The sequence below is a fragment of the Massilia terrae genome (assembly GCF_024753145.1).
Classification (GTDB): Bacteria; Pseudomonadota; Gammaproteobacteria; order Burkholderiales; family Burkholderiaceae_D; genus Telluria; species Telluria terrae.
On record NZ_JANUGU010000005.1, the window covers coordinates 148280 to 161177 of the forward strand.

The window sequence follows — 12898 nt, forward strand, 5'->3', positions numbered from 1 at the left end:
GTCTTCCGGTCTCCTAAAAACGGCACCTATGGCAGCAGTTCTACCTACCGCGACTTCAGGCACACCGATGTCCGGTTTGGCACGCGCGCTGGTCCAGGCGGGGCGCCTGACGTCCGCGCAGGCGGAAACGCTGCAGAAGAATGCCAGCGCCGAAAAGACCCAGTTCATCGACGCCCTGCTGAGCAGCGGCGACATGGACAGCGGATCGCTGGCCGTGTTCTGCGCCGAGACCTTCGGCTATCCCCTGCTCGACCTGTCGGCCTGCAACGCCGACATGCTGCGCGGCGCGCCGATCGATCCCAAGCTGATGCAGGCGCAGCGCGTGATCGCGCTGGCCAAGCGCGGCAACAAGATGTCGGTGGGGCTGTCCGACCCGACCAACACCCAGGCGCTGGACCAGATCAAGTTCCAGAGCGAAGCCACGGTCGAGCCGGTCATCGTCGCCCACGACGCCTTGCTCACTATGCTGGCGCAGCTGACCAAGAGCGCCGAGGACGCGCTCAATGAACTGGCCGGCGAAGAAGACGACATCGAGTTCGCCGAAGAAGAAGCGCAGCAGCCGGCGCCGGCGGAATCGCCCAGCGAGGTCGAAGACGCGCCGATCGTCCGCTTCCTCAACAAGATCCTGACCGACGCGATCACGCTCGGCGCATCGGACATCCATTTCGAACCCTTCGAAAAGTTCTACCGCATCCGCATGCGCATCGACGGCGTGCTGCGCGAGCATGCCTCGCCGCCACTGGCCATCCGCGAGAAGCTGGTGTCGCGCATCAAGGTGCTGTCCAAGCTCGACATTTCCGAAAAGCGCATTCCGCAGGACGGCCGCCTGCGCCTGATCGTGTCGCCGACCAAGACCGTCGACTTCCGCGTCAGCACCCTGCCCACGCTGTTCGGCGAAAAGACCGTGATGCGTATCCTGGACGCGACCCAGGCGCAGATGGGCATCGATTCGCTCGGCTACGAGCCGGACCAGAAGGAATTGCTGCTGGACGCGATCCAGCGCCCCTACGGCATGGTGCTGGTCACCGGCCCGACCGGCTCCGGCAAAACGGTGTCGCTGTACTCCTGCCTGAACGTGATCAACAAGCCGGGCATCAACATCTCGACGGCGGAAGACCCGGCCGAGATCAACCTGCCGGGCGTCAACCAGGTCAACGTCAACGACAAGGCCGGCCTCACGTTTGCGGCGGCGCTGAAGTCCTTCCTGCGCCAGGATCCGGACGTGATCATGGTCGGTGAGATTCGCGACCTGGAAACCGCCGACATTGCGATCAAGGCCGCCCAGACCGGCCACATGGTGTTCTCGACCCTGCACACCAACGACGGCCCGTCGACGCTGACGCGCCTGATGAATATGGGCGTGGCGCCGTTCAACATCGCCTCGTCGATCATCCTGATCACCGCGCAGCGCCTGGCGCGCCGGCTGTGCTCGTGCAAGCAGCCGCTGGAGGCCACACGCGAAGCGCTGCTGGCGGCCGGCTACCGCGAATCCGACCTCGAAGGCGACTGGAAGCCCTACGGCCCGGTCGGCTGCGACCGCTGCATGGGCAGCGGCTACAAGGGCCGGGTCGGCATCTACCAGGTCATGCCGATTTCGCCGGCCATTGAAAAACTGATTCTATCGAACGGCAATTCGATGCAGATTGCCGCCCAGGCCGACTCGGAGGGCATCAACTCGCTGCGCCGCTCCGGCCTGATGAAAGTGAAGCAAGGAATGACGAGCCTTGAAGAAGTGCTCGGCTGCACCAACGAATAAGGGAACACATGGCCACTTCCGCACCATCGCGCAGCGCGGGCGCTTCTGCCAGCAAGGAAACTGTCTATGCCTGGGAAGGCAAGGACAAGTCTGGCCGCACCGTACGCGGCGAACTGCGGGCCGGCGGCGAAGCGATCGTCAACGTCACGCTGCGCCGCCAGGGCATCCTGGTCACCAAGGTCAAGAAGAAGGTCTACCGCGCCGGCAAGAAGATCACGGACAAGGACCTGACCATGTTCACCCGCCAGCTGGCGACGATGATGAAGGCCGGCGTGCCGCTGCTGCAATCGTTCGACATCGTCGGCCGCGGCCATGCCAACCCGTCCATGTCCAAGCTGATCATGGACCTGCGCGCCGACGTCGAGACCGGTACCGCGCTGAACAACGCCTTCCGCAAATATCCGCTGTATTTCGACGCCCTGTTCTGCAACCTGGTGGGCGCCGGCGAACAGGCCGGTATCCTGGAAGACCTGCTGGCGCGCCTGGCCATCTATAAAGAGAAGACGCTCGCGGTCAAGGCCAAGATCAAGTCGGCCCTGATGTATCCGTGTTCGATCATGGCGATCGCCTTCGTGGTCACTTCGGTCATCATGATCTGGGTGGTGCCGGCGTTCAAATCTGTGTTCTCCAGCTTCGGCGCCGACCTGCCGACCCCGACCCTGGTCGTGATTTCGATCTCCGAATTCTTCGTCGCCTACTGGTACCTGATCTTCGGCGGGCTGTTCGGCGCGCTGTACTTCTTCTTCCAGTCGTGGCGGCGCTCGGTCAAGGTGCAGAACGCGATGGACCGCATCCTGCTGCGCCTGCCCGTGTTCGGCAGCGTGATCCGCAAGGCGACCATCGCCCGCTGGACCCGCACCCTGTCGACCATGTTCGCGGCCGGCGTGCCGCTGGTCGAGGCGCTCGATTCCGTCGGCGGCGCATCCGGCAACTACGTGTACGTGGAAGCCACCAAGCGCATCCAGACCGAGGTGTCGACCGGCACCAGCCTGACCATCGCGATGCAGAACACCGAGGTGTTCCCGAACCTGGTCACCCAGATGGTCGCGATCGGCGAGGAATCCGGCGCGCTCGACGGCATGCTCGGCAAGGTGGCCGACTTCTTCGAGGAAGAAGTGGACGAGGCCGTGGCCGGCCTGTCCTCGCTGATGGAACCGCTGATCATGGTGGTCCTCGGCGTGCTGATCGGCGGCCTGGTGGTCGCGATGTACCTGCCGATCTTCAAGCTGGGTTCGGTGGTGTAAAAGGCGTCATGCTGTAGATTTTCAGAATACTTCACGGTGTCTCAGAAAAATTTGCAGTGAGTTCGCAGTGTTCTCACGTAGTTCGCGGTAGATCTGCCGTCCTAGCAGCAGATCTACTTCTGCAATTCCTCTTTCAGCCACTTGCTGATGGCTAGAATCTCGGTAAAAAAAATAGACGCGTGCATTGCTACATCGGTAACCATGTAAGGAAGGAAGCGGCAATAAAAAAAACGGCCTTGCGGCCGTTGTTTAGTGTTTCACTTACTTGGCTTTCGTCGAAATCTGCCTTTTGGTGACCATAGTCACTATGCTCTGTCGCTTGATCGTCCTCGCCTTCGCGCTGACGCTTTGTGACGCACGGGCGTCCTTGTCGCTTCCAAGAACGCTGGCTGCCAAGCGGTGCACGTGAGAGCCAGACGGCTTCTGTGACAGGACACTGCCGGCTAATACACGCGTCTGTTCGCTGTAGCGCGTGGCATTGGTTATAACTTGCCCTGCCAACGTGCGCGGGTTCTGGTTCGGCTTCGGATTGGCGCGTTCAGCATGGTGCTGCGGTGCTGAGGCGCCGGCAAGAGCACGACCATATTTGTCGTTGAAGGCGTCCACTACCGGTTTTTCAGAGTCGAACAGACGGCGGCCGCCTGCACTGAAAAACTCTTGGATTTTAGACATTATGAAACTCCTTTATGCCAGTCTAGCCTTGTCCAGTGCCGAGATCAAGTCCAGTTGTCCGGACGTGTGCCCGCGACGATAGCGTGTTGTGACACAAACGACAGCGCCCGGGCATGCGATTGGTCGGATCGGTTATCTAAGGTCGTTTGGTGCCGCGGATTGCTCTGCAGCGTCAAAAGCACGCCGTTGGCAGGATCTGGCAACACGATGTCTATCGATGCCCCCGCCTGCGTCCAGCGAGCGATTACGCGCTCCGGCGGCGTCTCCGGATTTGCAGTAGTAACATAGTAGGCGTTTGACAGATCGACCGTCGCAGCGCAGGTCAACGATAGTACCGCGCAGCCAGGCTCGTCAGCGAGGACGCCGGCATACCGACCAGGCCATCGTGATCCCAACTGCGGCCCGTCCATGAGTAGTGCGACGACGAGGTTTGGCCCCACCGCTCGGATTGCATTCATCGCTGGCTCCATCCGGGCCAGATCTTCACAGATGAGCGTTACCAGCGAGGTGTCCTTGCGGAACGCATAAAAGGGCAACCGGCGCATGCTGACATCGATATCCTCCCACCACTGCGCGTTGTCAGGGTCCGGGTCGAAGTCAAGACCATACGACTTTGCCTGCGGCCCGTCGATCCGCCAACGGTGGTGCTTGTTCTGAGGTTTCGCGACCTGGCTATCCATGAAGAGTGTGTACGCCTGGTTCAACCAGCGTCCAGAGTCTTCATCATGCTCGAGCACCCCTGTGATCAAAAACTCGATCCCGCTGCCCCGGAGCGCGTCGATCAAGCCGATCGTTGTGTCCTCGTCGAGTGCGCATTCGGGCAAGACAACCCCATTGGGCTTTTGTCCGTCGGCCTGAGCAGCTGCAGCCTCGATCAGTGGCAGAATGAGCTCTTTGGCAAGCGCCTCGCCGGTAAGCCGCTTGCCATCCTTCGTCTCGAGCCACTTCTGGTCCAGTCCGAAAAACGCCGCATGCGTGGTGCCGTTCTTCATCTTGCGGCGTGCGCTCGAGAGAACAAAGCTGTCAGGCGGAATCACGTACGGAAAAGGTACTAGCAGCAACCGCAGCGCCGACGAGCCACCTCCGTGGGCATCCCGCGACACCAGACGCCATTCGGAATCGAGCACTGTTCGACACGGCAGCAAGGCCAGGTTGTGGCTGAGCGAGCGGATCGTACATCCCTTGTCGGTCGTAATCGACTTGGGCAGTACCACGACCTGGTCCGCGGGAACCATCCGGCACAGAGAGTTCGGCCAGTCGGGCAGCCGGTACAATGGCTTTTGCCCCGGCTCAAGCGCTGCACTGATCAGCACCGCAGTGGCGAAGTCGTTCAACTCACCGTCCGTGGCCGTATCCCAGCCCATACCCTGACTGACCTCGTCGGCGATCGCGAACAGCATGAACAAGGTGGCCTGAACATCGGGAATGTTTCTGATGTCCTCCAATGCCATTTCGCCATACACCGCCACTAATGACGCCCAGAGCTCCGCAACCTCGGCTGGTACCGCGAGAAGATTGTCCCAGGAAGCTGCGATGTCGTGCACCGCCTGCAGATAAGTCTCGTGCGCTGGAAGATCCGTACGGTCGGGACTGGCTTGGGTGTAGCAGCCGCTGTGATCGATGATTGTTCCCACGACCGCAAAGACATCGGGCGGCCAAGTTGGACAGGTCTGATACGTCGGGGAGACACGAGCGCTAAAGCTATCTAGCGGTTCACCGAAAGGCTCCGCAACTGGTCCCGCAGGCAGAAGCTGACGAATGACGTCGAGGATACGCATGTTGCCGTGCAATTGGAAAAGCGACAAGGATACCTCAACCGCGTGCTACGTCAATCAACAGTTGTCTAGTGAACTGAAGCAGCCACTTGCCACAGCAGAAGAGTAGGATAATGAGACCGCTTCTTGCGAGAAACACAGCCCAAGCTCTACACTGACCTTGCGACCGACCGCTATCGGGCCAGAAGCCGACGGACAGCACACGTCTATGAACCACAGTCAGATGCCGCTCGTGAGTTTCACCCAATATGTCCCAAACACCAAATTCCATGCATATATGATTTCTCCATCGACGCTTGACCCCGCTCAGGAGATCCGCATCGAAGCAGTTCATCGCGGTTTCCTCTATCAGCATCTTTATGCAGCCGCGTGCCTTCTAAATTCCGGACAGACAGGCGCGATATCGGTTACGGTCGAGCGTGATGAGGATATCGAGCAAGTCACACCGGCAGGGCGGACCTACATCCAGGTTAAGACGCGGGGCCAGGCAATCATGCCGGCAGACATCAAATCGGCTCTGGAACGTTTTGACGCGTTGCGGCAAGAGCACGCGCAGGGCCGTCGGCCGGGTCGAGCGACGTTCGTGGTGGTGGTCAACCGTGCTTTGGGACCGACGCTCGCTGATCAAGTCCGGACAGGGCAACTACCAGATGACGTCGAGATCCTTTGGCCAGGCCGCGTCTGTACGGGCACCCTTGATCAACTTCCACCTGCTTGGTTGGGCATCGAAGAGGCAGTCTCGTGGTGCGTCAATCGAGCCGAGACAGTCCCCCTCGCTATGCTGGCGCCTGACTCCCTCGTGTGGAAACTGGCTGGACGCGTCCAGGCCGCGGCCGCCGGAGAGGCGCCCCATGCGGATCACACCTTCGTGATCGCGGATTTGCCGTCGCTGTTCGACCAGATCGTGATTCAATTGCAGGATTTCCCTGCGCCACCGGAGCAGTACCGCCCGCAGGAGAATGAGCCTCAGATCGACTCGAATTCACGGGTTCGGATCGTTTCGGGCTTCTCCGGCGCTGGGAAAACCGCTTGGGCTTCTCAGGCGGCCACCTTCAGTAGCCACAACTGCGCGTACTTCGACTGTTCGGAGACGCCAGGGGAGGCTCTCGCTCTATCGCTGGTGCGTGAGCTGGCCGCCAAGTTGGCCGGCGCCGGCTCAGATGCGGTGCGCAAGATCTTGCTGCCGGGCGCCACTGGCATCGAGTCGCTTCGCCAGTTAGACATCTACCTCAAGAGTGAGGGCCTGTCGCCGATCGTGGTGCTGGACAACGTGCATCGTGTTTCTGCTGAAAGCCTTAAGCGCATGGTCGATGTCACGTCAGCCTTGAAGTTTGTGCTCTTGGCGCAGCCGCTGGGGACATTGCCCGAGATCGAAGCCCGTCTAGGTCTTACGCGAGAACCGCTGAACGGGTGGAGTGTTGACGATGTTGCAGCAGCGGCCGTTGGGTGGGAATGTCGAGGTGATGCAGCCACGATGGGCCGTTTGAAGGCACTGACGGCTGGCATGCCCCTGTTCGTTAGGAGCGCGGCCACGATTGCCCGCGAAGACTATGACGGTCGAATCGACCAGATGTGCGACGCCGTCGACGCATTGACCAACGTGACTCAGACCGCACAAGAAGTCATCCTGGCGAAGGTCTTCGACGCGTTCCCCCTCGCTGCGCAACAAACGATCGCCGTGCTGAGCCTGTCCGATATTGGCCTGGTCCCCGCCGAGGTCAAAAAGCTGCTGGAGGAGGCCCTCGGAATGGATGGGAAAGCAGTTGCCGGTGTGATCCGGACATTGCGACCTGCAGGTGTCGTGGAGATTTATGGTAACAAGGAAATTCGGCTGCATGACGCCATCCGTATTATCGGAAGCCAGCACCTTTCCAGCATGCCCAAGGAGATCGCGTCGCGGGCTCGAAATGCCCTCAGGGAACTGATGGTTGAGTCTTTTGAGCGTGACCGTTCCACGGCGCGCTTCTCGCAATACACCCGGCTGCTGCTGGCTACTGGGGATGTCAAGACGCTAGTAGCGCTCGTCGGCGAAGAGATGTTTCACGAAATGGGCGTGGCTACAGAAATTTGGCACGGGCTGGAGGAGCTGGTCGCCAAAGACGGGGCAGATCCGGAGCAGCAGTACTGGGCTCTGGATGGCCTTGTCTTCTCTGACATGAAGCTCGGACACATGGATCGTGTGGCGCCTAGGTTGGAGGCGATGGAGCAATTGGTCAACAGTGGTGAGCTCGGTGAGGACGAAGTTCAGTCCTTTATGATGAAGCGCATGCTCCATCTCGCGCATCTAGGTGACGCGACCGGCGTTGAGCGCGCGATTCGCGATTTGGACAGCCAAGTGCTGGACAAGCCTGTGCATCGGCGCGTCTTCCTCTACAACGCGGCGGCGGCGCTCTATGGTCTTGGGCGCTACAAAAGCGCGATGAGGGTGGTCGAACAGGTGGTCGACGAGACGTTCGCAGCCCTCGGCATTCGGCCTAACCAAGTCTTTGGCGTGAAGCAGGGCGAGCTCTGGGCATTGATCAATAAGCCGGGACTTGATCAGGGGGACATCAAGCGACTCGCGGATGCGCTCGAACTCAAGGCCATAGTGGCCGGCAAGTTGCACTTGTCCGCGCCTTTCGCGCGACTCCATGCGATGAAGTTTTACGCCCTCACCGGCGCCATCGACTCGCTTATACGCGTCGGGCAAGACCTAGCCGACGAGTTCGTCGCACGACATGATTTCGTGGGCGCGCGTGAAGTTCTTGAGCAGCACGTCATCCCAGTGGTAGTGGGCAACCAGCTCCTGAATAGGCACTTGGATGTTCGCGCGCAGTACGCCGTCGTTCTGGCCTACTGTGGCTTGTACTCAGAGGCCGAAGGCGAGATGGCAAGGCTTCAGGCTTACGCCGCGGGCTTGGCACCCCAAGCCCGCATGACCCTCGAGAACCAACGCCAGCTGGTTGCGAAAATCAAGGCCAATCCGATACCGCAGCGGCGCCCTGGAGAGGGGGCTCTGGGAATCCAAAAGAGCAAGCCGATTTCCTCGGGGGTCAAAATCGGCCGCAATGATCCGTGTTCCTGTGGTTCAGGTAAGAAGTTCAAGAAGTGCGGCTGTGGACTGGCTGGATAGTATGAAGTGCGAACGAGTCAGATCACAAACCACCTGATCACAGTATTCTCGATAGCAGACTACCCGTTGGCAAACACTCGAACTTCTACTTCGCGTCGAAAGCGGACTGCTGTGCTAGTCTGCTGTCGGGTCGGTAGCAGACGTACACAGCCATCGTCGGAGAATTTAGATGACGGGCGTTATCATAGACAGACTGATGCCATGGCCCAAGCACTTCTTTCCGAAGATGCGGGGCACTGCCGGCGCTGGAAATCCAGCTGCGTGATCTCACGGGACGTTGCGTCGTGAGCGACACCACAACCACCTGTGCCCGATTCTGCGCTCTTGGTACGCAGGAAAGCTGTGCGTCTAACCTTAGTGTCAAATAGCACTCCTCGCAAAGCTGTCTATAAAAAACTGCGAAGTTTTATGAGAAAAAGTACTGCGAGATATCTGAGAAGTGCCTTGGTATGAGCAGGAAGCTACTGCAGGCTATTGTGAGTTCCTACAGCGTCGTTCTCCTACCAGTTCACGGCGCCGTTGCCGCGCGTGAGCTGGTAGCTGTAGTAGAGGCAGACCGTATCGAGCCGCTGCTGCCTTTCCGTCGCCCCCGGGAACGAAAACCTGCGCCGCGAGGTCGAGCCCATGCTGACGGCGTAATCGCTGCCGACGTAAGCCCGGTCGAAGCGGTTCAGCAGGACCTGGAAGGCGAGGATCTCAAGCGCGCCGCGCCTTAACTTTTGTAGGGCCTTTCCTCTGCCCCGGCCACTGCCGGCGCGGTATCCGGCGCCGGTTCGCGCCACCAGTCGCGCGCTACCTGCGCCGCCGGTTCGACAGGCGGATCGGCCGGTGCGGCCTGGACCACGCCGGGGGCGGGCGCCAGCAGCATCGGTCCCAATTTGTTCGGTGACTCCTTCATTTCCCTCCCATGCGACAACGAGCCCAGCCACAGATTGCTTTGGCATTAATTTAACAATTGGGAAGTCGCACGGGAAGGAAAAGGGGCAGCCTCCTAGTAGCGGTCGTCGAACGCGAACCTCGGCTTGCGCGTGCGCAGGCGCCGTTGGTGAAGTCCGGGAAGTCCAGCGTCTGGAAGCCCTGGGCCACCGACTGCTCGGACAGCGGCGTGATGGCGCTCCAGGTCACGGCGTCGTAGATGTCGATCGGCATCGGTTCTCCATTCTTCAGGGCTTCCAGGAAAGCGTGCATCACGAAGAAGTCCATGCCGCCGTGCCCTGCCCCGGCCGCGTCCTCGCCGAAACGGCGCCACAGCGGGTGGTCGTACTTGTCCTGCCATTGCTTGAAGTCATCCCACTGTTCCGGCTTGCTCACGCCCTCGACGTAGATCGAATGGTTCACGTCCATCCACAAGCCCTTGGTGCCCTGGACCCGGAAGCCCAGCGAATACGGGCGCGGCAGCGAGGTGTCGTGCTGCAGCAGGATGGTCTCGCCGTTCGCGCAGGCCAGCGTGGTGGTCACGATGTCGCCCAGCTTGAACGTTGCCTTGGCGTTGGGATGGTCGGGCGCCTGTTTCACGATGTAGTCGTGCAGGCCGCGTGCCGCGGTGGAAAAGGAATTGATGCGCGTGAAGCGGTTGCCGCGATTGATATTGGTGGCCATCGCGCACGGTCCGATGCCGTGGCTCGGGTACAGGTCGCCGTCGCGCCGCACCGAATGCTCGGTGCGCCAGCGCGCTTCCGACCAGCCCTTGGGGCCGAACTCGACGCCGCCGCCGTAGGGGTGGGCCGGGTCGCCGCCATTCAGCTTCACGCCGCGCAAATCATGCTGGTAGCCGCCCTGCAGGTGCGCCAGCTCGCCGAACACGCCGGCGCGGACCATGCGCAGCACGGCCAGCACGTCGCGCCGGTAGCAGACATTCTCCAGCAGCATGTACGGGGTGCCGGTGGACAGCTGGGTGTTCAGGACGTCCCAATGGTCCTGCAGCGTGATTCCGGCAACCACTTCGCACCCCACCGCCACGCCCGCGCGCATCGCTTCGATCGCCATCGGCGCATGCCATTCCCACGGCGTGGCGATGATCACGCCATCCAGGCCGCCCGCTGCCAGCATCGCACGCCAGCCGTCCGGGTCCCGGTCGGCGCCGTAAGTGCGCGGGACCGGCTTGCCGGCCTTGGCCACCTTTTCCAGCGCCTTGTCGAGCATGATGGGCTCGACGTCGCACAGCGCCACGACATCGACATCGTCGCGGCGCAGCAGTTCGCGCAGGTGCACCTGGCCGCGCATGCCGGTGCCGATCATCCCGATGCGAAGGCGCTCGCGCACGGCGCCGAAGGCCTGCCCGGCCGCGCCCGTGACCAGTGCGGCGCCGGCCACGCGGGCGCTGCCGACCAGGAAGTCGCGGCGGTTGAATCGATTCGAAAACGGTGAAGTTGACATGGTCTCCCTTAAGTTTTTGAGTATTTCTCGGTATCGGATTCGCTCACGCCTGCAATCGTGAGTCCCGGCTTTGCATACATGTCGAACACGACAATGTGGTTTTCGCCCGCGCGCAGCCACTCGCCCGGGCAATACAGGCGTGTCTGCGGCCCCAGGCTGCTGTGCCGCCCGAGCAATTGCCCGTTCACCCACACCAGGCCCAGCCCCCACGCGGACATGTCGAGGAAGGTATCGGCCGGCTTGCTGATCGTGAAGGACGCGCTGTGCAGCAAGCCGTCCTGCCCTGGCTTCGCGGCGCGTATCTGGCCAAGGTTGGCTGCATCGAGCGGCAGGCCGAAGGCGTCCCAGTTCAGGATCTCGCGTCCCTCAAGCGTTACCTTCCCGACGATTCCTTTCCGATCGCTCATGTACTTCCCGTAATTCACCCGCCCGTAAGGGAACACGAGGATATCGAGGCGGCGCGCGGCCGCCGCGGGAGGAAGCGCGAGCGAATCCGGCATCTTCGCCGCGGCGACACGCGACAGCGAACCGAGCCGCTGGCCGTCGACAAGCACCAGCGCCTCATCATGCAGGCCGTCGATGCGCAGCTTGCCAGCCTGGTCAGGCGCAAGCGAGCTGCGGTACAGGATCACACCGGTGGTCTGGCCCGACAGCAGCTCCATCGGCTGGGGCCGTTCTGTCGCGATCGCGGCGGGCAGCGCGTTCCACACCGAACCGGTGGGCGTGGTCTTGACCGGCTCGAACGACAGCGTCGGCGGCGGTGCGGGAATCGCCGGCAATGGTTTGCCCAGCGCGTCCTGGATCATCCGGCGCAGGTCATGGTACTGGGCGGTCGGCGCGCCGCGCTCATTGATCGGGGCGCCGTAGTCGTAGCTGGTGATGGACGGCTCGAAGTTGGAGCCGTCGCCCTTCGCGTTGGCGCCCGCGCTCCATCCGAAATTGGTGCCGCCGTGGATCACGTACAAGTTGAAGGAGACCCGCTCGCGCATCAGCATGCGCAGGGTGTCGCGGTAGTCGCCCGTGGCGAACTTTTCGCCCCAATGGGTCAGCCAGCCGGGATAGCCCTCGCCCACCCAGACCGGCGCGCCGCCGGTCACTTTCCGGGCAGCGGCGAAATCGGTGTCGCCGTCCAGCCCCAGGGCCGCGCCCGGCAGATAGGTTTGCGCCTTCTGGATCTGCTGCAGGCCGTCCGAGATCGAGAACGGACCGGCGATGCCTGCATCCTCCCAGATTTTCCTGATGGCCGGCAGGTAGTTGGCATCGGCGCCGAAGGACGCATACTCGTTCTCGACCTGGACCATGATGACCGGACCGCCGCGATCGAACATCAAGGGACGGACCAATTGCGCGAGGCGCTCGATGTAGCGGCGCGCGGCTTCCATGTAGATCGAATCGTTGGCGTCGCGCAGGCGGACGTCCGGGTGGCGCAGCAGCCAGGCTGGCAGGCCGCCGAGATCCCACTCGGCGCACACATACGGCCCCGGCCGCAGGTACACGTGCAGGCCTTCCCTGGCGCACAGCTTGATGAAGTGGACGAGGTCCCGGTTGCCGGTTGAGAAGTCGAATTCGCCGGGCCGGACTTCGTGGTGGTTCCACATCACGTAGATGGCGATCGTATTCATCCCCATCGCCTTGGCCATGCGGATGCGCTGCAGCCAGTGGCTGCGCGGGATGCGCGCGGGATGCAGTTCGCCGGAGCGGATCTGGTACGGTTTGCCGTCGAGGAGGAATCCTTCCGGCACGGACGGGTCGGCAAACGCGAAACGCTGCCCGCGTCCGCCGGCGGACGCCGCAGACGCGGCTGGCAAGCCGATGCCCGCGCCAAGGACCGCGATGCACGCGGCCAGCGCATCGCGTCGAGTTATTGCTTTCATTTCCTGTCCCCTCATTCGGCGATTTCTATATATCGAAACAAAGAAGTTTCGATTGATCGCCTAATGTAGGAACAAAAGCAGGAACGGTC

The 12898-nt window shown here is 61.6% G+C and carries 8 protein-coding genes; 3 read left to right on the forward strand and 5 right to left on the reverse strand.

The genetic code is table 11. The annotated features are described in order from the left end of the window. The first annotated feature begins 28 nt into the window (after positions 1-28). Together pilB and NX778_RS15710 are read left to right on the forward strand one after the other, a co-directional pair. Entirely contained in the window at positions 29-1756 is a 1728-nt protein-coding gene (gene pilB / locus NX778_RS15705; protein WP_258812705.1) for a type IV-A pilus assembly ATPase PilB, read from the forward strand. Between the two features lie 8 nt (positions 1757-1764). After that, a complete protein-coding gene (locus NX778_RS15710; RefSeq protein WP_258812706.1) occupies positions 1765-3000 on the forward strand; it encodes a type II secretion system F family protein in 1236 nt (411 codons plus the stop codon). 261 nt (positions 3001-3261) lie between these two features. On the opposite strand, the gene NX778_RS15715 is transcribed toward NX778_RS15710, so the two are convergent. After that, on the reverse strand, positions 3262-3672 hold the full coding sequence (locus NX778_RS15715; protein WP_258812707.1) for a hypothetical protein: 411 nt from the start codon (positions 3670-3672) through the stop codon (positions 3262-3264). 44 nt (positions 3673-3716) lie between these two features. Next, positions 3717-5450, reverse strand: coding sequence for a carbon-nitrogen hydrolase family protein (locus tag NX778_RS15720; protein ID WP_258812708.1), 1734 nt, complete (start codon positions 5448-5450; stop codon positions 3717-3719). Positions 5451-5655: 205 nt separating this feature from the next. Here NX778_RS15720 and NX778_RS15725 point away from each other — a divergent pair, with 205 nt between their 5' ends. Further along, positions 5656-8559, forward strand: a complete 2904-nt coding sequence (locus NX778_RS15725) for an ATP-binding protein (protein ID WP_258812709.1) — start codon at positions 5656-5658, stop codon at positions 8557-8559. A gap of 712 nt (positions 8560-9271) precedes the next feature. Here NX778_RS15725 and NX778_RS15730 read toward each other — a convergent pair. From NX778_RS15730 to NX778_RS15740, 3 genes are read right to left on the reverse strand one after another with little or no spacing between them, the layout of a single operon-like run. Next, entirely contained in the window at positions 9272-9457 is a 186-nt protein-coding gene (locus NX778_RS15730) for a hypothetical protein (RefSeq protein ID WP_258812710.1), read from the reverse strand. A gap of 50 nt (positions 9458-9507) precedes the next feature. Then, complete coding sequence (locus NX778_RS15735) at positions 9508-10935, reverse strand: Gfo/Idh/MocA family protein (protein ID WP_258812711.1); 1428 nt, start codon at positions 10933-10935, stop codon at positions 9508-9510. An 8-nt stretch (positions 10936-10943) separates the two neighbouring features. Next, positions 10944-12809, reverse strand: coding sequence for a beta-galactosidase (locus NX778_RS15740; protein ID WP_258812712.1), 1866 nt, complete (start codon positions 12807-12809; stop codon positions 10944-10946). Between the last annotated feature and the right edge of the window lie 89 nt (positions 12810-12898).

Bases quoted from the DNA above. Each gene is read 5' to 3' on its own strand.
- pilB (WP_258812705.1), top strand. From the start codon at position 29: ATGGCAGCAGTTCTACCTACCGCGACTTCAGGCACACCGATGTCCGGT.
- NX778_RS15710 (WP_258812706.1), top strand. From the start codon at position 1,765: ATGGCCACTTCCGCACCATCGCGCAGCGCGGGCGCTTCTGCCAGCAAG.
- NX778_RS15715 (WP_258812707.1), bottom strand. From the start codon at position 3,672: ATGTCTAAAATCCAAGAGTTTTTCAGTGCAGGCGGCCGCCGTCTGTTC.
- NX778_RS15720 (WP_258812708.1), bottom strand. From the start codon at position 5,450: ATGCGTATCCTCGACGTCATTCGTCAGCTTCTGCCTGCGGGACCAGTT.
- NX778_RS15725 (WP_258812709.1), top strand. From the start codon at position 5,656: ATGAACCACAGTCAGATGCCGCTCGTGAGTTTCACCCAATATGTCCCA.
- NX778_RS15730 (WP_258812710.1), bottom strand. From the start codon at position 9,457: ATGAAGGAGTCACCGAACAAATTGGGACCGATGCTGCTGGCGCCCGCC.
- NX778_RS15735 (WP_258812711.1), bottom strand. From the start codon at position 10,935: ATGTCAACTTCACCGTTTTCGAATCGATTCAACCGCCGCGACTTCCTG.
- NX778_RS15740 (WP_258812712.1), bottom strand. From the start codon at position 12,809: ATGAAAGCAATAACTCGACGCGATGCGCTGGCCGCGTGCATCGCGGTC.